The 24,060-nt window shown below is 54.4% G+C and carries 20 protein-coding genes; 14 read left to right on the top strand and 6 right to left on the bottom strand.

The window, feature by feature from the left end; all coding sequences use genetic code 11:
- Positions 1 to 78: 78 nt before the first annotated feature.
- The 7 genes from ABIK48_04550 (at position 79) to ABIK48_04580 (ending at position 11,719) form a co-directional block, all read left to right on the top strand.
- The gene (locus ABIK48_04550; protein ID MEO0021424.1) at positions 79 to 3,174 is read left to right on the top strand and encodes an N-6 DNA methylase; all 3,096 of its coding nucleotides are present in this window, start codon (positions 79 to 81) and stop codon (positions 3,172 to 3,174) included.
- Between the two features lie 228 nt (positions 3,175 to 3,402).
- The gene (locus ABIK48_04555; GenBank protein MEO0021425.1) at positions 3,403 to 4,965 is read left to right on the top strand and encodes a M28 family peptidase; all 1,563 of its coding nucleotides are present in this window, start codon (positions 3,403 to 3,405) and stop codon (positions 4,963 to 4,965) included.
- 32 nt (positions 4,966 to 4,997) lie between these two features.
- Positions 4,998 to 5,126: a hypothetical protein gene (locus ABIK48_04560; protein MEO0021426.1), complete on the top strand. Its 129-nt coding sequence runs from the start codon at positions 4,998 to 5,000 to the stop codon at positions 5,124 to 5,126.
- A 17-nt stretch (positions 5,127 to 5,143) separates the two neighbouring features.
- Positions 5,144 to 6,280 carry a hypothetical protein gene (locus tag ABIK48_04565; GenBank protein ID MEO0021427.1) on the top strand — a complete coding sequence of 379 codons (1,137 nt, stop codon included), beginning with the start codon at positions 5,144 to 5,146 and terminating at the stop codon, positions 6,278 to 6,280.
- A gap of 89 nt (positions 6,281 to 6,369) precedes the next feature.
- Positions 6,370 to 8,574, top strand: a complete 2,205-nt coding sequence (gene hypF / locus ABIK48_04570) for a carbamoyltransferase HypF (GenBank protein ID MEO0021428.1) — start codon at positions 6,370 to 6,372, stop codon at positions 8,572 to 8,574.
- A 215-nt stretch (positions 8,575 to 8,789) separates the two neighbouring features.
- Positions 8,790 to 10,118 (top strand): chromosomal replication initiator protein DnaA, encoded by a 1,329-nt coding sequence (dnaA, locus tag ABIK48_04575; protein MEO0021429.1) that lies wholly within the window; start codon positions 8,790 to 8,792, stop codon positions 10,116 to 10,118.
- A 299-nt stretch (positions 10,119 to 10,417) separates the two neighbouring features.
- Positions 10,418 to 11,719, top strand: a complete 1,302-nt coding sequence (locus tag ABIK48_04580; GenBank protein ID MEO0021430.1) for a hypothetical protein — start codon at positions 10,418 to 10,420, stop codon at positions 11,717 to 11,719.
- Between the two features lie 174 nt (positions 11,720 to 11,893).
- Here ABIK48_04580 and ABIK48_04585 read toward each other — a convergent pair whose 3' ends face one another.
- A complete protein-coding gene (locus tag ABIK48_04585; protein ID MEO0021431.1) occupies positions 11,894 to 13,138 on the bottom strand; it encodes an aspartate--ammonia ligase in 1,245 nt (414 codons plus the stop codon).
- Positions 13,139 to 13,288: 150 nt separating this feature from the next.
- On the opposite strand from ABIK48_04585, the gene ABIK48_04590 reads away from it, so the two are divergent.
- Both ABIK48_04590 and rtcA read left to right on the top strand, forming a co-directional pair.
- Positions 13,289 to 13,999 carry a DUF72 domain-containing protein gene (locus ABIK48_04590; protein ID MEO0021432.1) on the top strand — a complete coding sequence of 237 codons (711 nt, stop codon included), beginning with the start codon at positions 13,289 to 13,291 and terminating at the stop codon, positions 13,997 to 13,999.
- Complete coding sequence (gene rtcA / locus ABIK48_04595) at positions 13,986 to 15,032, top strand: RNA 3'-terminal phosphate cyclase (GenBank protein ID MEO0021433.1); 1,047 nt, start codon at positions 13,986 to 13,988, stop codon at positions 15,030 to 15,032. The genes ABIK48_04590 and rtcA overlap by 14 nt, the downstream gene beginning before the upstream one ends.
- Positions 15,033 to 15,266: 234 nt before the next feature.
- Here the strand turns inward: rtcA and ABIK48_04600 are convergent, their stop codons facing one another.
- The 5 genes from ABIK48_04600 to ABIK48_04620 are packed head-to-tail and all read right to left on the bottom strand — an operon-like array spanning position 15,267 to position 20,004.
- Positions 15,267 to 16,181, bottom strand: a complete 915-nt coding sequence (locus ABIK48_04600; protein MEO0021434.1) for a 4-hydroxythreonine-4-phosphate dehydrogenase PdxA — start codon at positions 16,179 to 16,181, stop codon at positions 15,267 to 15,269.
- A gap of 10 nt (positions 16,182 to 16,191) precedes the next feature.
- Positions 16,192 to 17,046 (bottom strand): ABC transporter permease, encoded by an 855-nt coding sequence (locus tag ABIK48_04605; GenBank protein ID MEO0021435.1) that lies wholly within the window; start codon positions 17,044 to 17,046, stop codon positions 16,192 to 16,194.
- 5 nt (positions 17,047 to 17,051) lie between these two features.
- Complete coding sequence (locus ABIK48_04610; protein ID MEO0021436.1) at positions 17,052 to 17,888, bottom strand: ABC transporter permease; 837 nt, start codon at positions 17,886 to 17,888, stop codon at positions 17,052 to 17,054.
- The gene (locus ABIK48_04615) at positions 17,889 to 18,923 is read right to left on the bottom strand and encodes an ABC transporter ATP-binding protein (protein ID MEO0021437.1); all 1,035 of its coding nucleotides are present in this window, start codon (positions 18,921 to 18,923) and stop codon (positions 17,889 to 17,891) included.
- Complete coding sequence (locus tag ABIK48_04620) at positions 18,898 to 20,004, bottom strand: glycosyltransferase family 4 protein (protein ID MEO0021438.1); 1,107 nt, start codon at positions 20,002 to 20,004, stop codon at positions 18,898 to 18,900. Before ABIK48_04620 ends, ABIK48_04615 begins: the two co-directional genes overlap by 26 nt.
- Positions 20,005 to 20,111: 107 nt before the next feature.
- Between ABIK48_04620 and ABIK48_04625 the strand changes: the two genes are divergently transcribed.
- From ABIK48_04625 to ABIK48_04645, 5 genes are read left to right on the top strand one after another with little or no spacing between them, the layout of a single operon-like run.
- The gene (locus ABIK48_04625) at positions 20,112 to 20,525 is read left to right on the top strand and encodes a hypothetical protein (GenBank protein ID MEO0021439.1); all 414 of its coding nucleotides are present in this window, start codon (positions 20,112 to 20,114) and stop codon (positions 20,523 to 20,525) included.
- A 29-nt stretch (positions 20,526 to 20,554) separates the two neighbouring features.
- Entirely contained in the window at positions 20,555 to 21,331 is a 777-nt protein-coding gene (locus tag ABIK48_04630) for a PrsW family glutamic-type intramembrane protease (GenBank protein ID MEO0021440.1), read from the top strand.
- A complete protein-coding gene (locus ABIK48_04635) occupies positions 21,331 to 21,789 on the top strand; it encodes a hypothetical protein (protein MEO0021441.1) in 459 nt (152 codons plus the stop codon). The genes ABIK48_04630 and ABIK48_04635 overlap by 1 nt, the downstream gene beginning before the upstream one ends.
- Before the next feature lie 56 nt (positions 21,790 to 21,845).
- Entirely contained in the window at positions 21,846 to 23,069 is a 1,224-nt protein-coding gene (locus ABIK48_04640; GenBank protein ID MEO0021442.1) for a tetratricopeptide repeat protein, read from the top strand.
- Positions 23,047 to 24,060 carry a dipeptidase gene (locus tag ABIK48_04645; protein ID MEO0021443.1) on the top strand — a complete coding sequence of 338 codons (1,014 nt, stop codon included), beginning with the start codon at positions 23,047 to 23,049 and terminating at the stop codon, positions 24,058 to 24,060. The genes ABIK48_04640 and ABIK48_04645 overlap by 23 nt, the downstream gene beginning before the upstream one ends.

Genomic DNA, 24,060 nt, shown 5'->3' on the forward strand with positions numbered 1-24,060 from the left:
TGGGATGAAAGTATTAATCAATACCTCCAGCAGGTGAAAGAATTGGCAAGTGAATCCGCCCGCTCTCATTGTTTCATAATGCTGGTAAAAGACCTGCTTGGCACTCAGCCCGGCTTTATTGAAGAATACCTTGCCGGAATTGAGAAATACCTGAGAGTCAAACAGAGGGACGGAATTCTCAGGGGTGAGGCGGACAATTTATTCGGCAATGTGATAATTGAGTTTGAGTCAGACATCACCAAAAAACGCCCTGAAGCCGAAAGCCAGTTGCGGCGATATGTTGCCATCGCCTGGTCTCAGGAAAAGCCAGAGTCTCGTCGCCCCTATCTCTGCATTGCCACTGATGGCATTCGCTTTCTCACTTACACACCGGCAATAGCGGACTCAAATCAGCAGGAGATAGTACCGGAGGATGTTCGTCTCAATCTCCTCGGGGAGGTAGACTGGACTCGCCTCAATTCTGATGAGATATATTACTGGCTTGACCGCCATTTCCTGCGCCAGGAAGATCTCAATCCAACAACCGAATTTATCGTCCGGGACTTCGGGATAAAAAGCCATGCCTATCAGACCGCAACTACTGCCCTTCTCAACCTCTGGCAGAAGATTAAATCTCAGAGCGAATCGGCAGTAATATATGAAACCTGGAACAAATACCTGCGAATTGTTTACGGCAGCACGGTAGCCGATGATGAACTGTTTATCCGCCACACCTATCTCGCCACCTTGGCAAAACTACTTGCCTGGATGCGCCTAACCCAAAGCACCAGTCTGCCGGATGATGCCCAGATTATCGAAATGCTCGAAGGTCTGTTATTCAAAAAGCATGGAATTGAAAACTTTATTGAAGAGGACTTCTTCTCCTGGGTGGCGCGCCCCAATGCCCAGAAGGTCGGGGTTGGGGTTGTCCGCCGGCTCTTCAGCCTTTTACAGAACTACAATTTAAGGGAATTATCTGAAGATGTTCTGAAATCGCTCTATCAGGAACTTGTTGATCCTGAAACCCGCCACGATTTGGGTGAATTCTATACCCCAGACTGGCTTGCCCACCGGATGGTCAATTATCTCCTCAATAAAAATCCTGCAGGCAGCGTCCTTGACCCTGCCTGCGGCTCGGGCACATTTCTCTATCTCACGATTAAGGAAAAACGGCGAAGATTGGGCAACACCCAGAAGACGCTTTATCACATCCTTAACTCGGTCTGCGGTGTTGATGTCCACCCTCTGGCGGTGATCATCGCCAAGACCAACTTTATCCTTGCCCTTGGCGACCTGCTCCAGAAAAGAAAAGGGCACATCGTCATTCCGGTATACCTTGCCAACACATTAAGGCTGCCAGAGCGGATGATGGGAAGTCCTTTATTCATCCTGCCCCTTGAAGGGCAGGAGTTCCCCATACCGGAGGAGTTGTTACAAGATACCAGCCTTTACGACCAGAGCGTAGAACTGGCGAAAGAGTTCGCCCGGCAGAACAAGGGCAAAAATATCTCTGAAGAAGCATTTCATAACTTCCTCCTCGCCCAGAATTTTCCCTATGCCCACAATGAAACTCTTGTCAACTCAATCTTTAAGCTTGTTGAAACCCTCAAGGTATTTATTGATAAAGACCGCGACACCATCTGGGCGTTCGTCCTGAAAAACATTTACAAACCGCACTTCCTTTTAAATAAATTTGACTTTGTTATCGGTAATCCGCCATGGATTGCCTTTCGTGCTCTTGAACCCAATCACCAAAAATATCTCAAAACCCGTATAACTAATATCTACAAATTAACTACTGGGGCACCAGAAAATATTCCTAATCTTGAGGTCGGAACTTTCTTCTTTATTCGTGCCTCGGACCTATATCTTAAGCTCGGTGGCACAATCGCCTTTGTCCTGCCAAAAAGCATCTTCAGTGCTGACCAGCACGACGGCTTGCGCCGGCGCACATTTGAATTAACCGGAAGCGGGGAAAAGCTCTACTGGCAGGAGGTGTGGGACTGTGAAAATGTCACACCCCTTTTTAATGTCCCTGCCTGTGTTCTGATTGCTGAAAAAAGAGAAGTGATAAAAACCCCCAGTTCTCCCTCCCCTTTTGCGGGCGAAATTCTTGAGGGTGAGTTATCCCGCAAAAACGCCTCACTCCAAGAGGCTGAATACGAATTAAAGGTAACAAAAACCCGGTTCTATCTGCATATCCGCGGCAAACGCTCATTTTGGGCAGTTGATAAGGCTGTTGAGTTAAAGGGACAATCTTATTACATAAAGAAATTCCTTAGGGGTGCCGAGCTTGATCCGCGTCCTTTTTGGTTTGTAGAAGTCAAGCCTTCACCATTAGGCTTTAACCCTGACCTGCCACCACTTGAAACCGCTGAGCGGGCGAAGAAAGAGGCAAAAGATGCTTATAAAGGGCTTGTTCTGAAAGGCACGGTAGAAAGCCGGTTTCTCTATGCCAGCCTCCTTTCAACCGACCTTCTGCCCTTCGGACACCTTGACTATCGCCTTGTTGTCCTGCCAATTGAACCGGCAGACGACCATTACAAACTCATTGATGCTGGCGAAGCCCGCAAACGGGGGTTTCTCCATCTTGCCCAGTGGCTGGAGAAAGTTGAAAAGGAGTGGGAAAAAAGGCGATCGGTAAAGGCAAGGAGTTTTACCGTCTTACAATGGCTGGACTACCGAAAAAACCTGACCAACCAGAATCCAAAAGCAAGATATAGAGTGATATATAACACATCTGGAACAATTTTAACCGCAGCGGTAGTTGAAAATGAAAATATTTCTTTTAAATTTGGCAACCAAGAAGTTAGAGCTCAAGGGTTTATTGCAGATACAGTAACCTATTGTTACGAAACTAATGATAAACAATCGGCCTATTCGCTTGCGGCAATACTTAATTCACCATATCTAGACCATTTAATAAAACCGATGCAGAGTCGGGGACTATGGGGGCCAAGGCATCTCCACAAGAAACCGCTTGAATTTCCAATTCCTAAATTTGATGAAAGAAACCCAATTCATCTCCGCCTATCCGAACTAGGCGAGAAATGCACTGAGAAGGTCAGACAATGGCTTGACCAGGGTGGTGCCAAGGGTATCAAGGATATCGGCCGATTGCGGGCATTGGTGCGCCAGCTCCTCGCCCCGGAACTCGCCGAAATCGATCAGCTGGTGCAAAAATTGCTGGGTTGATTAAAGGGCAAACTTTGACGCCTTCTTATGCTTTCCTTGGAATTGCAGAACTTTCGCCAGTGAGCGCAAAAATTCTTGACGATATTAAAGCCTACCACGACCTGCTGCTTGAACAGTTTTTGACTCAGAAATAACTGCTATAATTTAAGTTTAGCTTCTAGTAACTGATTTTGACTTTTCAAGGCAGATGCCTAAGCTATTTTATAATAATCAAAACAGGAGCAAAAAGTGAAAAAGGGTGTAACCGTTTTGTTTTTAGTAAGTGTCTTTATCCTGCCGCTTGGCGCCCGCGAACTGCTGGTCCAGTGGTGTCCCGGGGCTGATTACGATTTGACTGTGGTCAGTCATTTTCCGGTGGTTGCCGAGCTGGAGGACTGCTACCTGCTCAGGGTGGACGAAGCCCGACTGCCCGCACTGAACTACCTGCCCGGCGCGCTGCGCATTCTGAATCTGCCCGCAGACAAACAGCTGTTCTATGTCAAGACCCCGGCCGGATTTGACCGGCAGCAGCTTGCCCGCTTCGGCCTCGTTGCCGGTGAAACACCCGGCGGAGTTCTGCTGGCAACCGATGAGACGGCAATTATCGGTCTCAACCGCCTGCCGGTTGAGCTGTGCCATCTGCCCCTTGAGCCGGTTAACCTTCAGCCCGCAGGTCCGCTGCCCGCACCGGTTTCCGTCTCAGAAAGCCTGATTACCGCACTGGTTGCGCGGGTGAATCCCGATTCGGTGCTTACCCATATCCGGCGGCTGCAGGATTTCTACACCCGCTACTCCACGACCGAATCCTGCCGGGCGGCGGTCGAATGGATGCGGGAAAGGCTTGCCGGTTACGGCTGTGACTCCACCGCACTTGAGACCTACCGCACCAGTTACGCCCCGAATGTCATCGGCGTCAAGCTGGGCAGAGTCAACCCCAGGCCGATCTATGTGATCTGCGGGCATATTGACAACACCTCAGACTATGCACCTGAACACTGCCCGGGTTCAGATGACAACGCCTCCGGGACCGCAGCGGTAATCGAGGCGGCGCGGGTATTTCAGGACATAAACTTTGCCTATTCAGTCTATTTCATCGGCTTCACCGGCGAGGAGCAGGGTCTTGTCGGCTCGGACAGCTTCTGCCGCCGGGCGGCCCGGCGCGGGGACTCAATCAAGGCGGCGCTGAACTTTGACATGATCTCCTATGGCCGGCAGAACCTGGACTCCTTTGAGGTGATCGGTAAAACCTCCAACCCTGCCTGCGCCTGGCTCGTGGACTCATTCATCGCCAGCGCCCGCACCTATACCGCGCTCAAGCCGGTGCGCCGGCTTGTCACCTCTGCCCCCTATTCGGACCATCATTCGTTCTGGCAGCGGGGTTATCCTGCCCTGTGCGGGATTGAACATGACTTCACCCCGATGTATCATACGATTGGGGACACGATCGGCCCGCTTTATTATGTGAACTGCGGCACGAACAACTGGCTGATGGCAACTGAGGCGATCAAGGCGGCGGTTGCCACCATTGCCAAGCTCGCCGGTGCAATGGAGCCGACCGGAAACACTGAATCCGCTGACCGGTCAGCGCTGCTGACTGTCCGCCCTGCCCTCCTCGGCAAGCCGCCATTTCACCTGCCGGTGCGCGCGGGCGAACAACATTGGGCAGTTTATGATGCCCGGGGCGCGCTGGTAACAACCGGCGCGAGCCCGGTCTGGGATGGTCGCAGCAGTCGCGGGAGTCCGGTTGCGCCCGGAATCTACTTCCTCCGGTCCGGCAGCCGCACCACCTGCTGCCTGCTCGTCAGCCCTTGACAAATGACTACCCATGTGGAAAATAAAACCTGATGCTCAGATTTCGCCGCCGCCTGTTTCCCGAGCGCCGTTATCTATTTCCACTCCGCTGGCTCTTCTGGCTGCTCTGGGGCGGGCTTTTGGTTTTTCTTTTCTGGATTTTACGGCATTGGCTTAAATAAAAAGAGAGGAGTTGAAGATGGGGGCGTTAAATTTTAACTACAAAGACATCTTCCGGGCATTGCGCCTGGGTTTCTCCGCCAAGAAGGTCGGCATGACCATGCTGGGTCTTTTATTCGGTTTTGCCGGCTATTCATTACTTACCTACCTTGCCCACCTGATTGCCGGAAACGACTGGGTGTCAATCTGGGAGACCTACCGGCTTCTCCCCTTTCCCGCACCCAATCTCCCCTTTCCCTGGATTTCCTGGCTGATTTATGGCCTGGGTGTTATCTGGTTTCTGATTGTCATGCTCGTCACCGGCAGTGCGGTCGCCAAGGTTACCTACGAACAGCTCCGCGGGAATGAATTTTTTGAGGCGGGCGAAGCCTTCAGATTCGCATTCCAGAATCTTGGCGCAATTCTGGGCAGCCCTCTGCTCATCATCGCCTTTATTCTGATACTGGTAATTGCGGGTTTGATATTAAGTGCTTTAGGCTCAATACCTTACATTGGACCGGTGATTACCGGTATCTTTGCGGTCCCGGCGTTCTTCGCTGCCCTCTTTATCGTATATCTGCTGATAGTGCTGATCTGGACCCTGTTTCTGGGACCAGCCATTGTTGGTGCGCTGGGAAACGACACCTTTGACACCCTGTTTGAGGTGTTCTCCTGTATCAATGAACAGCCGGCACGGCTCTTCTGGTTCACTGCGGTGATCGCCTTTCTGGGCAAACTCGGCTCATTACTCCTGGGAATGGCATCCAGTATCGCAGTCCGAATCGGCACGCTCATCCTTTCGGTGTTTATGGGCGAAACCCTGAGTGAAATGCTCAACGGCACCGGTTTCATCTTTCAAATCTCGGTTCCGCAATGGGGGGTGTTTGCTCCGCTCCACAAGATGATTGTCTGGGAAACAGCTCTGTACGGACTTAACAGCTATCTCAGCCCGCTCTTCTGGGAAAGCCCGGGCTGGGGTATTTATCTAGGTGCGGTGCTCTTCAGTGTCTGTATCTACGGCATTGCGCTGATGGTTCTGGCATACGGGCTCTCGGTCTGGTTCTCCGGCAATGTTATCATTCTCGGCGTTCTGATCAAGAAGAAGGACGACAAAAACATTTATGAATTGAGCGAAGAGGAGCCGGAACTGCTGGAGCCTCAGGATAAAACCCAGTAAGCATTATCGGCAACCAACTTTTTGCCACCCTGGAAATAACCGTAACCGGTCAGGTCCAGGGTATCGGATTCCGGCCTTATATCTACCGCCTGGCAAAAAGGCTGGGCATCAGAGGAACGGTCACCAACACCCGCGCCGGTGTAACCATCCTTGCTCAGGGAAAAGGGGCAGCTCGGCTCCTCGAACACCTTAAAAAACATCCACCCCGGCTGGCGCTCATCTCCGAAATCCGTGCCCGGACCGTCAGGAAACCGCCCTTTTCAGGGTTTAACATCGTTCCCAGTTCAATCACCCCGGGAAAGCCCGGGGTTGAGGTCCTGCCCGACCTTGCAACCTGCTCAGTATGCAAGCGCGAGCTCGCCGACCCGCATAACCGCCGCTACTTCTACCCATTCATCAACTGCACCCAGTGCGGTCCCAGATATACGATAATACTTCAGCTTCCCTATGACCGCGAACGCACCACGATGCGCAGTTTCCAGATGTGCGAAGAGTGCCGGCAGGAGTATCTGTCTCTAAAAAACCGCCGCTTCCACGCCGAGCCAATCGCCTGCCCGAAATGTGGACCAGCGGTTCAACTCCTGAACAAAAAGAGAAAACCGGTTGCTGGCGACCCGATCGACGAGGCCGCCCGTCTGATTCTCAGCGGTAAGATATTGGCAATCAAAGGATTAGGCGGATTCCACCTGTGCTGTGACGCTGGAAACGATCGTGCGGTCCGGCGCCTGCGCCGGCTGAAGGGCAGAGACCGAAAACCATTCGCTTTGATGGTGGAAAGCCTGACCGCAGTAAAAAAAATCTGCCATCTCCCGGCCGGTGCTGCCAGGCTTCTGCGCTCTCCGGCAGCGCCGATCGTCCTTTTACCAAAGCGCAAGCATACAAAAACCAGACTCTCACCACTGATTGCACCTCATAACCCAGCCTATGGTGTGTTTCTGCCCTATACACCACTGCACCTTCTGATCTTTAAATCATTGAAAAAATATCATGTTAAACTGCCGGTGCTGATCATGACCAGCGCCAATTTCAGTGAAGAGCCCATTGCCGCATCCGAGGATGAGCTTTTCAGTCGCAGCGAACCCTTGTTTGACTTTGTGCTCACGCACAACCGGGAAATTGCCAACCGGTGTGACGATTCAGTGCTCCAGGCTGAAACTGCCGGTTCAATCATGGTCCGCCGTTCGCGCGGGTACACCCCCAAGCCGTTACACCTGAGCCGGATGTTTCACGTGAAACACCCGACACTGGCGATAGGTGCGGACAGCAAAAACAGCTTTGTCCTCGCTGCCGGAGAAAGGGTTTATGCCGGACCCCACATCGGAGAACTGGGAACTGCTGCAGCAGAGGATTTTTTTCTCGGGGCACTGAAACGGCTCATCGAGTGGACCGGAATCAAACCGGCAAGGGTGGTCTGCGACCTGCATCCGGATTACAGCTCGGTCCGGCTGGCAGAAACTCTAAGCAGAAGATTCCAGCTCCCGCTCAAACGGGTTCAGCATCATTATGCCCATATCCTTTCGGTAATGGCAGAACATGGTCTGCGCGGTCCGGTGCTTGGGCTGGCAGCTGATGGCACCGGCTACGGGCTGGACCGGGCAATCTGGGGTTGTGAGTTTCTGCTGATAAACCCGGACCGGACCTGGAAAAGGCTGGGCCATCTCGCCTACCTGCGTCATGGTGCGGGCGCCGGCTATCTGGCTGACCCGGTTCAGGTGGCGGCGAGCTATCTCCTTCAGTCCGGAATTGAAATGGGTGCGCTCCGGAGCCTGGGGCTGCGAGTTTCATCGGCGCCTGCACATGCACCGGTTATAACCTCAAGTCTGGGGCGTCTGTTTGATGCGGTAGCAGCAATTACCGGTGTCTGCCGGCAGGCGACATTTGAAGGTGAGGCGGCAATTGCCCTGGAGAGTGAGGCATTAACTGCAGGCACTACAGCCGGATTAAAATTGGGAGAAATTGATCCGCTGAGTTTTGACCAGGAGATGCTGCTGGTCGATCCCTGTCCTATAATTAGAACGGTCTTTCAGCTGATTTGCTCAGGAATTCCGGCAGGAAAGGTGTCGCTGTGGTTCCATCAGACACTGGTCCGGACATTTCATCAGGCACTGACCCGGCTGGCAAAGCTTAATCAGATCAGGACGATCTGTCTTTCCGGCGGCAGTTTTCAAAACCGGCTGTTGCGTCAGGAGCTGGTGCACAAATTGCGCGCTTCCGGTTTCAGCGTATATCACAACCAGGAGTTTCCCTTAAATGATGGCGGCATTGCCCTGGGTCAGGCGGTTGCTCTTGATTGAATTTTTTGAAAAATTTTATCAATTTTGGCGTTAAAATTCTTGACACCAGCAGGAGCAGAGATAGTATATTTACTAATCTGAAGTAAAACTGGCGGATTGCTGTGGAAACTTTGAGCACCTGCTTTCTATGTTATTTTATGTCCGCATTTTACGAAGTGGGTATGTGTGGAAAAACATGTGGATAAATATGAAGAAAATTTGTGGTTTTCTGGTCTATGAGTGCAGGAGTTGAAACCATTTGGGGATCGGTTCTTGATTTGCTGAAAACAAGGGTTGCGCCCGAGGCGTTTGACGCCTGGTTGAAACCGACGACCCTTGTTGAGTGGGCTGATGGGGTTGTCCGGATTGGCGTGCCCAACAGCTTTTTCTGTGACTGGCTTCAGCACCATTACCTCGCTGATCTGCTCCTGGCATTAAAAGAGATTACCGGCAGAAGCCTCCGGGTTGAATTTGTCGTTACCGGGCAACCGGCATCTGAACCGCCGGCAAAACCACCAGAGCAGCTGTCGTCACCAGTTCAAACCCCGCCCTACCGGCTGCGGTCGCGCTACACCTTTGATACCTTCATTGTGGGCGAGGGCAACCGTCTTGCCTGCGCCGCAGCAAAAAATGTTGCCCAGAACCTGGGGCGGGCTTATAACCCGCTGTTTATTTACGGCGGAGTCGGACTGGGCAAGACCCATCTGCTGCAGGCAATCGGCAATGCCGCACTGACAATCTATCCGGGCCTCAGGTTCTGCTACACACCTGCCGAAGCCCTGTTTCTGGAGCTGATTCAGGCGATCGGGAAAAACACCCGGGTGGAGTTTAAGAACAAATACCGCGGGCTGGACCTCCTGCTGCTTGATGACATCCATTACCTCGTGGGCAAGGAAAGTCTCCAGGAAGAAATCTTTTATACCTTTAATGCGCTTCAGGATGCGGGCAGTCAGGTTGTATTTACCAGTGACCGACCGCCCAAGGACATCCCCACGCTCCAGGAGCGCCTGATTTCCCGGCTCGGCAGCGGGCTGGTTGTTGATATCCAGCCACCGGATCTGGAAACCCGGGTGGCAATTCTGCTGCAGAAGGCAAAACTGGAGAACTTCAACCTGTCCGAGGAGATTGCGGTTTATATTGCTGCCCGGGTCCGTTCCAATATCCGCACCCTTGAGGCAACGCTCGTACGCCTGATCGCGCTCCATTCACTGACCGGCAGAGCCTTGGACACCAAGCTTGCCGATGAGGCGCTTAAGGATCTGGTCCTGCCTGAACAGCCGCTTGATGCCCAGCGGATCATCAACGCCGTCGCAGAACATTTTCAGGTGCCGGTCGCAGACATCAAGAGCCCGATCCGCACCAAGCGGGTAGCACTTGCCCGGCAGACCACAATGTATCTGTTGCGCCATCTTCTGAACCTCTCGCTTAAGGATATAGGTTTCCTCATCGGGGGGAAGGACCACACGACCGTAATGCACGCCTTGGAAAAAATCACCGAGCTGAAAAACCGTGATCCCGCCTTTGCCTCAACTCTTGATAAGCTCTGCCGCGAACTGAGCAGCTAAAACCCTACCGGGGAAAAACCGGTGGACAACATGGTTGAAAAAGAAAGTGTCTGCTATCTATTAACATTAAACAACATTTCCACTCTCATATAATCCACATAACCAGATTTAGCTAATTATCTGAAATAATTATATATTAAATCATTGAACCCGAAATCCACAACCACAACATATACAACAGATAATAAAATACAAATAAGCTGTTGTATATTTTTTATAAGACATCTATTTTTAAATATACATTAAATTACGATGTTTTTTGTTGACAGCTGTATTTTGTTTTTGTATAATATAATAATATGACTCACCTGTTTCTGCTCATTATCACTGTATTCTGGCCCGTGCCACCAGAGAATCAGGTACATCCGCTGGGAAACAACTGGGGTGAGTTCCAGGATTATGGCGGTGGTGCCTATTTTCATAACGGGATTGACATCCTGACACCGGACACCTCCGGGGTTGAAGTGCGGGCGGTGGCTCCGGGCTGGGTCAAGGCGTGGGGCACAATTCAGGCGGAACTGCATTACCGGATTGCGGTTTGTGATTCACCCCTGACCTTTACCGGCAGGGCGGAAGGCTGGCTTTATGCTCATATTGACCCCAACCGTTACCACAAGAATCTCGGTGATCCGGTTGCGGCAGGGGATATTATCGGTTATCTGGTTGCCTGGCCGGTTGACTCATCTTTTGACCACATTCACTTTGCGCGGATTTCTGATACCGGAGCGACCTGGCAGCGGTTTCCCAGCCCGACCTGGTGGTTTGTGCAGAATCCACTTTTGGTGTTGAATCCCAATACCGATCTTGAACCGCCGGTATTTGAAAATGCCCGTGCCGGCTGGCGCTTTGCCTTCTGCCGGGACAATCAGAACAACCGTTATCTTCACCCGGATTCGCTCAATGGTGATGTGGATATCATTGCCCGGATTTTTGACCGCACCGGTTTTTCTTCAGGCAGTCAGATCTGGGACCGGCTGGCACCTTATCAGATTGAATACATGATCCGCCGCGAGGACGGGCTGGTGGTTGTACCCTGGACTTTATCGGTGCAGTTTTCCAATCTGCTTGACGGCGGACTGGTCAATGTTGTTTATAAAACTGATAATGTCTGCCGATCCCGGGGTGATTATTCCTCACGCCAGTACTATTTTATTATTACCAATACCGACGGTGATTCAGTTATCGAAGCAACTGACACTGCGGGCCGGTGGTCAACCGCCCTGCTCGGTGATGCCGGCTACTGGGTGATTGTGCGGGCGGCCGATGTTGCGGGTAATATTACTGTTGACTCCATGCTTGTCCACACCCGGAATGGCGTCGGCGTTAATGAGCTGGCCGGGGTCGATGTACCGCCGGTCTTTAATGTCGTCCCGATCCTTGCTTCCGGACGGACCGGGCTGATGGTGAGGCTTGTCCGACCGGCGCCGGTTAAGCTCCGGCTTATTGACCCTGCCGGCCGGGTCGTTCAGGCGCTGGACTGCGGTCAAATGGATTGCGGCATTCACCGGCTGGAGCTGAAGCCGGTTGAGCCCGGGGTTTACAATCTTGAGATTACTACCGGTCGCTTCCGCCGGTTTTCCCGGCTCATAATAACCGGTTGAACTTACTTGAAACTTGAAAAATTTTTGGTAGTCTAATTATTGAGGGCACGTAGGCCCGGTACACTACAACGGCTCGGTCAACAGAATTGCCGCGTAACTGGACCTACCGTGACCCTCACCAAATTTAAAGAAAAGCCGGCACACAGGTGCCGGCTCACTGTTTTTAGGTCGGTGTTACTCCAGGAAGATGATGTTGCGCTTGGCGCACATCTCCTTGAGCACCCTGGGCCAGACGGTAACCGAAACCTCGCCCAGCGATGCGGTGCGCAGCAGATACATATAGGTGCGCGACTGACCGATACCACCACCGATTGAAAGCGGTACCCGGTCGTTCATAATCGCCTGATGATAGGGGAGTTTCAGGAAATGTTCCTGTCCTGCCATTTTCAGCTGCTTGACCAGCGTTTCCTTGGTCACCCTGATGCCCATTGAGGTCAGTTCATGCCGGCGCCGGGTAACCGGGTTCCAGACAAGGATGTCGCCGTTCAGTCCGTGGGTCTCCTTGCCGGTCCAGTGGGAGGTGTCGGTGATCCAGTCATCATAATCGGCCGCCCGCATTTCATGGGGCAGACCATCCTTGAGCGGATAGCCGATACCGATGATGAAGACCGCCGGCGCCACTTCCTGCAGCAGTCTGGTCTCCCGCTGTTTGCGGGGGAGGTCCGGATAGCGCTCAAGGATTTCCTCGGCGTGGATGAACATCAGCTCTTCCGGAATTGGCGGATATTTATCAGTCCGCAGTGCCGGAAATTTTTCCTGCACCAGGTGCGCAGCACCAACAATCACCTTCCAGATTTTTCTTACGGTGTCCTTGAGATATTCGAGATTGCGGTCTTCGGCGGTGATTGCTTTCTCCCAGTCCCACTGGTCAACATAGGAGGAGTGATCGTGATCAAGGAAGTAGTCCTTGCGTACCGCCCGCATATCTGTGCAGATCCCTTCGCCAACCCTGCAGCCGAACTGGGCAAGGGCAAGCCGCTTCCACTTGGTGGCTGCCTGAACAATCTGGGCGTTGATGCGCGGTGAGATGCCGAGTCCGCAGGGGAATTCAACCGGAGTGCGCGAGCCGTCGCGGTCCAGGTAGTCATTGACCCCGGACTCCCGCTCCACAATCAACGGCACCTGCACCATATGAAGATTGAGCTCGCGGCACAGGTTTTTCTCAATATACTCCTTGACCGCAAACAGGGCATCCATCCGCTGCAGCGGTGGCAGTAGCGGCCGGTAGTCGTTCGGCAGAACCTTTTCCACCTCTTCATATGTGCCGACACCGGGACCGGCGAGGTCTGCCCGCTTCTGGTCGAGCAGGTTTACCTTGCGGCCCGGTTTTTTTCGGGCGGCGGTTTTCTTCGGCGCCTTTTTCGCCGCCGGTTTTTTTGCCACTTTTTTGACCGTCTTTTTTGCCTTTTTCTTCAACATAGCATAACTCCTTTGTTTTTGTGCAGTTTACACGGGTATGATGACTATGACTAAATCTTATCCAAACCGGTCAAGCTGTCAAGAAAACAAACATTGACGCAATTCCGATTTATGGCTTGACACTTGCAGATCACCGGTTTAAAATCTGCTGTGCAGATCCGGGTGGGCACATCAGGCTGGTTTTACAGCTGGAACCCTGAACGCACCCTTGACTGGTATGCGGCAAATTCGGGACTGAATGCGGTGGAGCTGAATGCCTCCTTTTACCGCTTCCCGTTTCCCAATCAGATCAAATCCTGGGCAAGGAAGGGTGCGGCGTTGCGCTGGGCGGTCAAGGTCAGCCGGCTGGTGACCCATGTCCATCAGTTCAATGCCGCAGCCCTTGAGGTCTGGCACCGCTTTGCCGACATTTTTGCACCGCTGGACCGGCGGATCGATTTCTATCTGTTTCAGTTACCGCCGGCACTCACCCCGCGATCAAGAAACCGGATTGAAAAATTTATTCAGCAGGCCGGCCTCGGCAGCCGGCTGGCGCTGGAGTTCCGCAATAGGGAATGGTTCACCTCGGAATCCAGCATATGGGCACAGGAGCTGGGAATTACTCTGGTTTCAGTTGATGCACCGGCAGCAAGCGGGTTGCCGCCGGCAGTATTCTGCACCAGCAGAGCGGTTTATCTGCGCCTGCACGGCCGGACCGGATGGTATCAGCACAACTATACTCCAGCGGAGTTGAGGGAGATCGCCGGACGGATTGTGTCTGCAGCACCAGATGCGGTTTATGTTTTTTTCAATAACGATCAACACATGCTGGCGAATGCAAGGCAGATGTTAAGCATCCTTAAGCGCCATGCTCGAGATTGACGGCAGTTATGGTTCTGGCGGTGGCCAGATTTTGCGGACCGCACTCGCCCTGAGTGCAATTCTGGGCAGGGGTTTCAGTATCAGCAATATCCGGGCACGGCGTCCCAGGCCCGGGTTGATGCCTCAGCACCTCGCTTCAGTCCGGGCGGCAGCCGGGCTGTGTAACGCCCGGGTCCGGGGCGGCGTGCTCGGTTCAACCGAGCTCGATTTCGAGCCCGGCTCAATTCAGGCGGGGAATCTGGCCGTGGATGTTGCCGGAGAAAGGGGGAGTGCCGGTGCAGTAACCCTGGTTGCCCAGACAGTTATGCCAATCATGCTTTTTGCTTCCCAACCCTGCACAGCAACTTTGCGGGGTGGGACTCATGTTCCGTTCAGTCCGGTTTATGAATACCTTGCGCGAGTGTTGATTCCGTTTATCGGAAATCTGGGCTACCGGGCTGAAGCCCGGCTGTGCCGGGCCGGATTTTATCCGGCAGGGGGTGGCGAGGTTCTGCTCAGGACCATGCCGGCGCAACCACCGGGCACAGACCGTATTGTCCTTGCTGAACCGGGCAGGCTGAAAGGGCTAAGGGTTGTCTCGGCGGTAAGCCGGCTGCCGGTAAGCATCGCCGAGCGTCAGCTTAAACGGTTGGGCATGCGGTTGAAAAAGGCAGCCTTGGAGGCTGAGGTGCGGGAGGTGCCGGCAGACAGTCCCGGGACCTATCTGTATCTGGAGGCGGAATACGAACGGATTACCGTCGGTTTTTCGGCGCTGGGCAGAAAGGGAAAGCCGGCTGAGGCGGTGGCGGACGAGGTTTATGAGCAGTTTGCTGCCCACGAGCAGACCGGCTGTGCCCTTGACCCGCACCTTGCAGACCAGTGCCTGATTTTTCTGCTGCTGCGGAATTTACCATTCACCTTCACGACGAGCCGGGTGACCGACCACCTTGAGACCAACATCTGGCTGCTCAACTGTTTTCTGCCGGATCGGAAGATCGAACTGCAGGTTAATCAGGACCGGACCGGGGTGGTGCGGGCAGGATGCAGCAGGTGAACTCAAAAATTTATTTGACAAGGGTAAAAAATTTGTTAAATTAATAATGGTGAGGTGGAGGCGGTTGTTTCAGGCGACGGAACGGCATCTCAACCTCCTCAAAAAGCCCAAAGGAATGCCCTCGCATTCCAATCCCACCAAAAAGCCTCGCCTGAAACCAGCCCTGGCCGTCTTCACCTCACATTTTTAATTCAGGCTGCGGTTCGTTAATTTCAGATAAATTTGAAATTGGACCTAAAAACGGGCGCTCAGTTTCAGCGCCAGGCGGATGGCAGCGAGCATTGAACCGGGGTCAGCCCGGTGCTGTCCGGCGATATCGAATGCCACGCCGTGCAGGGGAGAGGTGCGGATTCTGTTCAGTCCGAGCGTCACATTGACCCCCGCACCGCGGGCGAGCAGTTTTGCGGGAATCATTGCCTGATCGTGATACATCGCGACAAACCCGTGAAACCGGTCAAGATTGACAAAGATGGAATCGGCGGGCAGAGGCCCTTCAGCCCGGATCTTTTTTCGCCGTGCCTGAATTATTGCCTGACGGATGCGCTGTTCCTCTCCCAGCGAAAACTCGTCGGCATGAGGGTTGAGGGCGAGTACGCCGATTGCCGGCTGCTCAATTCCTTCCAGCTGAAGGTATTCATTCAGCAGGATAATTTTTTCCCGCACCCGCGCCGGGGTAATCTGCCGTGCCACCCGGGCAAGTGGCAAATGAATCGTGACAAAGATTACCCGGAATTGCGGTGACCAGGCAAGCATGGCATAGCGCCGGGCGTGCAACCGGTGGGCAAGAAATTCGGTCTGGCCCGGAAACCGGAATCCGGCAAGCCGGAGCGCACTTTTGGAAACCGGCGCAGTCACGAGTGCGGAGATGCGGTTCTGCTTCAGCAGGGTCGCGCCCGCCTCCAGCGCCTGCAGTGCCGCAACGCCACAATTTTTCTGCACCCGGCCGTACTGATAATCGCCGACCGCTCCGGTATCATAGAGTGCAACCGGAGGGAGCGAAACCTTCAATCGCGCCGCCTCCCTTTTCAGCACTTCAGCCGGACCGATCAGCAAAAGCCGGCGGTGAGCAACCTGCTGCAACGCCTTGATCACGATCTCCGGGCCGATCCCCGCAGGGTCACCGAGGGTGATACCGACCGGCGGCCGCATCAGGAAATCCTCAGTAATGGCTCAGTGTGCCGGCGCGCCGGGTCTGGCGCTCAATCAGGGCAAATACTGCCAGACCGAATGCCACCCAGAGCAGGGAAAGCAGCGCCAGCCGGATGAGGGCATCATGCAGGGTAAAACTGATCTTTTCCCCCATGAGAAAGTGGCGGGCGGTGAGGATCCCGTAGGTGGTCGGAACAAAGAGGGCCGCCTTCTGCATGAAAGCCGGCAGGACCGCCAGCGGATAGGCGATCGGGGTCAGAATCATCAGGATGCTTGACAGCGCCTCGCTGACCAGCCAGCCCTGCTTGAAGATCAGGGTGAAGCTGGCCATGAACATGCCGATGCCGTAGAGGGCGACGAGCATTAGCGCAATCACCAGCAGGGTCGGCAGCAGACCGAGCGGGTTGATCCGGATGCTGAAGATCGCCAGGATGAATATGATCTGGACCGCAATCATCAGCAGCTGGTGGAGGATGGAATGGAGGGACATGCCCATGGTGAAGACCCAGCGGGGAACCGGTGCGGCAAAAACCGATTCCAGGGTGCCGTAGAACTGCTCCTTGCGCAGGCTGAACCCCATTGCCCAGAGCGCCATATTCAGAAAACCGATGAAGACATAGCCCAGGGTAATGAAGGTGATGATATCTGAGGTGCCGACCAGACGCTGGAGATTTTCCGAGCTTCTGCCCCCGACCAGTGCCACGCCGTAAAGCAGGTAAGGCAGGAGGTAAACCACCGGATCGATCAGCCCGCGGGCAAAATCGGCCTTGTAAGTGAGCTCCAGTTTCCACTCCTTGATGTTTTCCGCCCAGACCGCACCGGCATAGTGACGCAGCCTTGACCACCAGCGGGGCAACCGGTTCATCGCTGTTAATGCATCCCGACGGTGCCGTCGCGCCGGGTCTTGCGCTCCAGATAGATGAACAGGAAGTACCCGGCGGTCAAGAGGGCGATGTCCATCAGGGTGAGAACAAGAACCGTCTGATACAGATTTACTTCCGACCGGTTGAGCAGGATGATGCCCCGGATGGCGATCAGCGCCCAGGTGAGCGGGATCAGCGTGGAGACCGCAGCGGTAATCGGGTTGACCTGCACCGGATAGCGGATGGGAGAAAAGAGGAAGAAAATCCATTCCAGGGTATGAACCCAGCCGTGAACCTCTTTAATCAGCAGCGTGAAACCGGCAAAGGCAATGGCGAATCCGTAGAAGCCGATCATCAGCAGAATCACGAGGAGCAGAACGGGCAGGATCTTCGCCAGTGTAAACTGGACCCCGAAGAACAGGGCAATGATCAGGGCCTGAAACAGGACCATGACCGTGGACCAGGTCCATTCGGCGAGTGTCTTGCCGATGAGAATTACCAGGGGATGGGTAGGTGAGGCGATGATGTACTCCATCGTCCCCCAGTAGGTTTCTTCGCGGAGCGAGTTGCCGACACCCCAGAGGGCGGAGAAGACAAAGGTGGAGATCATCGCACCGATCAGGACAAACGCCAGGTAGTTACCGGAACCGGTAAGCTGGCGGAAGGCTTCACTGGTGCCGCTGCCGACGAGTGCCCGGCCCTGAAAGACATAGGGGAGAACCCAGAGCAGCGGGAATACCGCCCAGAAGACCAGCATGATCGGATAGGAAAACCAGATCCGCATCGTTTTGATAAACTCGGCACCGACTGCCCGCAGTTCCGTGTTAACTCCCCGGCCCGGCATCTACTGAATTTCCTCCTTGGTGTCCGCAGCGAGGGATGTGCCGGTCATGTAGATAAAAACATCCTCCAGCGTCGGTTCCTTGACATCAATTCCCAGAAGCCGCACCTGAGGCTGGAGCAGAGTAATGACCTCACTCAGCACCCGCTCGGCCTTGGGCATGACCAGGCGCAGGGTCGTAATGCCGTCACGGAAATCCGCCTGCACCTGCTCGATACCGTCAAGGTGCTTGAGACCGGCTGTGTCCGGCTGACCGAGACAGCGCACCTCGAGGATTTCCTTGTGGGGTATCTCCCTTTTGAATTCTGCCGGTGTTCTGATGGCGACAATTTTACCCCGGTTGATGAAGGCGATCCGGTCACACAGTTCATCCGCCTCATCCATATAATGGGTGGTGAGCAGGATGGTCTTGCCCTGTTTGCGGTTGAGTTCCTCCTTGATGAACCGGCGGATGAACCGTCCGAACTGGGGGTCAAGGCCGAGCGTGGGTTCATCCAGAAGGAGGATGTCCGGGTTGTGAAGCAGCGCCCGCGCCAGACTGACCTTCTGTTTCATGCCCGAGGAGTAGCGCTCGAGCCGTTCATTGGCAACTTCACGCAGGCCGAGCAGCTCCAGCAGATAGTCAATCCGCTGGTCCCGGTCCTTGCCGTGGAGTCCGTAGAGGGCGGCAAAGAAACGGAGGTTATCGCGGGCAGAAAGTTTCCAGTAAAGGGTGCGTTCGCCCGAGGTAAGCAGGCCGATACGCTGCCGGCAGAATAGCGAGTCGGTAAACACATCATGACCGAAGAGCCGGATTGTGCCCGAATCCGGGATCAGGAGGGTGGCAATGCAACGCACGAGGGTTGTTTTACCGGCACCGTTCGGTCCCAGCAGTCCGAACAGTTCCCCCGGGGGGACGGTCAGACTGGCACCGTCCAGCGCCCGGACCACCTTTTTCTTCAGCCCCCGGCCGCGGCGGAAGAACTTGACAACATTGTCACAGAGCAGCGCGGTGTCCGGAAGCTGATGGGTATTATCGGTCATATAAGGTCCGTTCAATTAATTCGTTAATTTTATCCGCCGTTCCGTCCCATGTCCACTGATGCGACCATTCAATTGCCTGCTTCCCCAGTCGCCGGCGCAGTTCAGCGTCGGTCAGAAGCAGTTCAAGCTTTTCCGCCAGCTCATTGATATTGCCGTATTCATAAAACAGACCATTAACCCCGTCGCGGGAGGAGTCAACCAGTCCGGGTGAACGGGCAACAACTACCGGCGTGCCGCAGGCATTGGCTTCCAGAACAATCAGGCCCCAGCCTTCCTTAATTGAGTTTTCTGCCAGCACGGCGCTGCGCTGATACCAGCTGATTTTCTCCGCCTCGCTGACGAATCCGGTGAAAAGCACCCGGTCGGCAATCTGCAGTTTCCGGGCAAGTTTCTCCAGCCGGGGCCGGTCATCGCCGTCACCGACGATTACGACCCGGAAATCAAGCCCCTTTTCCTTCAGCCGCCGGGCAGCAGAAAGCAGATGATCGGTGGACTTGTATTTTTTCAGCCGGCCGACATGCAGAATTACCGGTTCACGCGGCGCCTCGGGCACCGGGCGGAAGCGTTCAAAATCGGTTCCCGGCGGGGCAACATAAATCTGTTCCGGTGGGATGCCGAGCCGGATGACATCCTGACGCGAACTTTCCGATATCACTACAAACCGGCAGTGCCGGTAGGCAATGGGGATCAGACTTTCCGCAAAGTAGATATAGGCGGCGAGCGGCGCCGGTACCTCATGAAAGATGCTCTTCCGGAAGAGGTGCATCAGAAGGACAAGAACCGGTTTGTCAGTAAGCCAGGGGGAGTAAAATGGGATTTTGTTCAGGTCGTCGACAACCAGATCAAATGAGCCCTGCCGCAGAATTGAAGGAAGCTGGCGGTAGACGGTCCAGTTAAAAGTCCACTTTCCGCCCAACCGTATAATCCGAATACCTTCCAGTTCCTCAACCGGCGCGGCTCCGGGGTACTTCTCGGCAAGCAGGGTAATCTGATAGCCCCGGTGGAGCAGGCGCCGGCAGACTTCATAAAGGTAGATTTCCGCCCCGCCGGCAAGGGGGTTTCTGGGACAGCGCCAGTTGATAAAAAGAATGTGCATAGAGGAGCATAACTGATATTTTAAAAATGTCAAGGCTGGAACTTGAATTCAGATTCAGGCCGATGTTTTTTGCCTCAGGCGGGGCATAAGTTAAAATAAAATTAACCATGAAAAAGATCCGGATTCAGCGCAGACTGGGCGGGCAGATGCTGATGCTGATTATCGGATATTTTCTCTCGCCCCTTTCCTGGTGGAACGATTTTTTCATCAATCTGCCGATTGCCTATCTCTTCGCTGCCGGGATGAGTCTGCTCCAGCGCCGGCTTTTTGCCCCCGCGATGGTGATCGGTTACTGGCTGACCAATCTTCTGGGGCTGTATCTCATTCACCGGGCCGGCTGGGACATCGCTGTCCGGCTGAGATCGGGCAGTGGGCAGGAGCTTCCATCCGCACAGCACCGGCGCCGTGCCTGGCTGGTGGAGGCATTGACTGCGCTCGGCTGGACCGCGGTAATTGTCGGGCTGATTTTTACCGGCGTGCTCAAACCACCGGCATTTATCATCAGAGCAACCGCCCGTTGACTTTGCCTGATAACACAGGAAAATTATCTGTGAGCTTCTGGCTGTTGCTGCTGGCAATCTTACCCGGGATCGCCCTGCTGCTTTTCTTCTACTTCCGGGATCGCTACAAGAAGGAACCGCTCTGGCCCATCTTTCTTGCCTTTGTTTTAGGGGCGTTTGTGACCCTGCCCGCCTCGGCCAGCTCCTCATTTCTCCAGCGGTTGAGCGGCTGGCTGAGTCCGGGCGCGGGTATTATGCAGATATTCCTGGGCACCTTTTTAATTGTCGGGCTCGTGGAAGAGGGGTGGAAGTTCTTTGTTGTGCGTTTCTACTGCTACCACCGGCCGGAGTTTGACGAACCTTATGACGGGATTATGTATTCCACTGCGGTTGCGCTCGGCTTTGCCACACTGGAAAATATTCTTTATGTCTTCAGCCCGGGGATGCTCGGGGGACTGCGGATCGGCATTATGCGGGCGTTCATGGCGGTGCCCAGTCATGCATTTTACGGGGTTTTGATGGGCTTCTTTCTGGGCGAAGCGAAGTTTGCCCGCTCGGCCGGAGATGCCAATCGCTTAGGATTAGTCGGTTTGCTGTTGGCGGTTGCTGCTCACGGAGTTTATGACTTTATTGTGATCGTCCTGCCCCGGCGGCCGCTTTTGACCGGCAGCCTGATTGTCTTTTCCGTGCTTGCCTGGGTGGTATTCTTCGAAGCCACCCGGCGCCAGGCGGAGAAGTCAGCACACCGGGCGCCGGAGCTGGTGCGGCTTGCCCAGCAGGAGCGGGGATCAGATGAAAACCATACTGGCCACAACCGGGCGCAGTAATGAGCGACAACATCGGCTCGATCCCGGTCCGGCTGGTAGTCACGCTGGGGATATTTCTTTTAACTGCCTGTGTCCCGGAGCGGGTTCAGGTGCTAATCGTGCCCAGCGATTCAGTGAATGCAAAAAGTGGGCCCGGCCGGCTGCATCTTGCCCATCATGTGCGGGGCGACAGCTTAATTTTGAGTTTTTATCAGGGAAAGGACAGCCTGCGGGCAACGATTGTGCTCGTTGATTCCGGATTAGCCCGAATGTTCCGGCAGCAGCAGGCTCAGCAGGATACATTCCGCATCAACTTTTCCGATGAAAAGATTCCCGGGAATCTGCTCATTACCTCCAACGGGTTCGCATTCACACTGCTTGACCCTAAAAATCGGGGAAGGCTGGTGATCAAACTGGCTGAGCAGGGCGCGACATTTTCTGTTTATGACAGCCTGGGCAGACTGATTTACGGCGAATAAATTTTAGCCGCCGGTTCTTTATTGCATTATCCGGAATCGGGTTTATAATATCTTGTATGCCCAACTCCTCCAATAATCCATATCTGTCACGAAACCATCAGGAAACCTCGGCAGAAAATCAGCTCTGGGAGGAGGCACTGAATGCATTTTACCGAGACGATGATGAAACAGCACTGGCATTACTGCTTGAGGTTCTTGAGAGTCAGCCTGATAACCTGCGGGCTGCATATCTGACGGTGCTGTGCGCTGCCAATCTGAGCGATGAGGAGACGGTGGAAGAGGTATGTCGTGCGGTGCGCCGGTACGGAGTACGGCATCCGTATGCCTTGGGCTGTGAAGCGGTGCGGGCGATGTTCTATGCCAATTATGAACGGGCAGAGCATCTTTTTGAGCTGGCACTGCAGGCGCTGCCCGATGATATTGACCTCTGTATCGGGCTGGGCATTTTGTGCGAGCAGATGGGACAGGAGGAGAAGTGCGCAGAAACCTACCGCCGGGTCCTGGAGTATGCGCCCGACAACATCCGCGCCCGGATCTCGCTGGGTATAAGCTATGCCCTGAGCGGCGAGTACCTTTCCGCCTTTGCCGAGTATCAGTATGCGAAACGGCTGGACCCGAGCGTGGAAAATCCCCACCAGCATCTCGGGAGAGATTTCTATGCAGACGGACTGCTGGCCGAGGCGGCACAGGAGTTTCTGCAGGCAATTGCCGAAGAACCGGAACAGCCGGCAGCTTATTTCTTTCTGTTGGACTGTTACCGGCGACTGGGCGAGGTAGATGAAGCCCTTGATGCCTATCAGCAGATCCGGATGCGGTTCGCTCACGAGCCCGAAGTCATGAGCCAGTTCTTTGAGCAGTTCCGGATGTTTAATGAGGCATTGCCACTCCTCGAGCGGCTGAATAAAGAGCACCCGGAGGATCTGGAAATTTTGCTCCGGCTCTGTCGCGCCTATGAGGAGACCGGTCAGTCTGCAAAGGCGCTCAACCGGCTTGAGAAGGCAGTTCCGGACGACCCCGATGCCGGACCGCTCTGGTCTGAGCTTGCCCGACTGTATTATCAGACTGGTGAATATCAGTCGGCGGCAGCAGCAGCAAGAAGGGCGGTTGAATTCAACCGGTATGACCAGGAAGCCTACGGAGTACTTGCCGATGCCCTGCTGATGCTCGGGAGGATTGAGGAGGCGGAGACCACCGCGCAGGAAATGGAGCGGATTCAGGATGAAGCCTGGCAGCGGTATCAGCGGCGGTTTTCCGGCCTTGAGGAGGAAGGCAAAGATTAATTTCCGGTCGATCCACCGCCAGGCACCGGTTGTTGATCTGCACTGTGATTCGATTTTAGACCACATCTCTGGCCGTCGGGATATTACCCGCAGAACCAGGGGCCATGTTGATCTGCCAAAGCTGACCGCCGGTGGTGTCAAGGTACAGGTCTTTGCCATCTTCCCGGATCCGAAGAAGATCAAAGCCGGAGAGTATGAATCCTTTGTGCTGCGCGCCGCAGGGGCAATCCGGAAATTATGTCAGCAGCATCCGGACCGACTGGGGTTGGCGCTCTCGCCCAGCGGTCTGAAACGGCTCGTCGGTCAGGACAGGATTGCGGTGGTGATCGGAGTTGAAGGAGGGCATGCGCTTGAAGGAGACCTGGAGCGGATTTACCGCTTCTATCGTGCCGGGGTGCGGATACTGACCCTCACCTGGTGCAATTCCAACGAGCTGGCAGATGCGAGCTGGGATAAGACCCGGCTGCATAACGGGCTTTCCCCTCTGGGCAGAGAAGCGGTCCGAATTATGAACCGGCTGGGGATGATAATTGATCTGTCCCATGCCGCAGAAGCCAGCTTCTATCAGGCGCTGGAGCTGAGTTCGGCACCGGTCATCGCTTCCCATTCCGGGGTTTATGCCCTTCGCCGCCACAACCGTAACCTGAAGAACGATCAGCTGAGCGCGCTGGCACAGCAGGGCGGGATGATGGGGCAGGTGTTTCTGCCGGCGTTTCTCTGCCCGGATCCGGGCCGGGCATCAATTGATGATGTTATCCATTCGATCGATTATGTTGTCCAGAAGTTCGGCCCCGGTGTAATCGGCCTGGGTTCGGACTTTGACGGGTTTTCCGGCAGGCTGAAAGGGCTGGAAAATGCGGGCAAACTGCCGGAAATTACCCGCAGGCTGGTGCAATTGGGCTATACTGAACCGGATGTCAGAAAAATTTTAGGGCTGAACTTTTTCCGGGTGTGGCAGGAGGTGTGGAACAGGAGAACAGTTACCAATTGA

Source organism: candidate division WOR-3 bacterium (assembly GCA_039801085.1).
In the GTDB taxonomy this organism is placed as follows: domain Bacteria; phylum Hydrothermota; class Tepidihabitantia; order Tepidihabitantales; family Tepidihabitantaceae; genus JAOABP01.

Coding starts and splice junctions, on each gene's coding strand:
- ABIK48_04550 (MEO0021424.1), top strand. CDS start 79: ATGCTGGTAAAAGACCTGCTTGGCACTCAGCCCGGCTTTATTGAAGAA.
- ABIK48_04560 (MEO0021426.1), top strand. CDS start 4,998: ATGCTCAGATTTCGCCGCCGCCTGTTTCCCGAGCGCCGTTATCTATTT.
- ABIK48_04565 (MEO0021427.1), top strand. CDS start 5,144: ATGGGGGCGTTAAATTTTAACTACAAAGACATCTTCCGGGCATTGCGC.
- dnaA (MEO0021429.1), top strand. CDS start 8,790: ATGAGTGCAGGAGTTGAAACCATTTGGGGATCGGTTCTTGATTTGCTG.
- ABIK48_04580 (MEO0021430.1), top strand. CDS start 10,418: ATGACTCACCTGTTTCTGCTCATTATCACTGTATTCTGGCCCGTGCCA.
- ABIK48_04585 (MEO0021431.1), bottom strand. CDS start 13,138: ATGTTGAAGAAAAAGGCAAAAAAGACGGTCAAAAAAGTGGCAAAAAAA.
- rtcA (MEO0021433.1), top strand. CDS start 13,986: ATGCTCGAGATTGACGGCAGTTATGGTTCTGGCGGTGGCCAGATTTTG.
- ABIK48_04600 (MEO0021434.1), bottom strand. CDS start 16,181: ATGCGGCCGCCGGTCGGTATCACCCTCGGTGACCCTGCGGGGATCGGC.
- ABIK48_04605 (MEO0021435.1), bottom strand. CDS start 17,046: ATGAACCGGTTGCCCCGCTGGTGGTCAAGGCTGCGTCACTATGCCGGT.
- ABIK48_04610 (MEO0021436.1), bottom strand. CDS start 17,888: ATGCCGGGCCGGGGAGTTAACACGGAACTGCGGGCAGTCGGTGCCGAG.
- ABIK48_04620 (MEO0021438.1), bottom strand. CDS start 20,004: ATGCACATTCTTTTTATCAACTGGCGCTGTCCCAGAAACCCCCTTGCC.
- ABIK48_04625 (MEO0021439.1), top strand. CDS start 20,112: ATGAAAAAGATCCGGATTCAGCGCAGACTGGGCGGGCAGATGCTGATG.
- ABIK48_04635 (MEO0021441.1), top strand. CDS start 21,331: ATGAGCGACAACATCGGCTCGATCCCGGTCCGGCTGGTAGTCACGCTG.
- ABIK48_04640 (MEO0021442.1), top strand. CDS start 21,846: ATGCCCAACTCCTCCAATAATCCATATCTGTCACGAAACCATCAGGAA.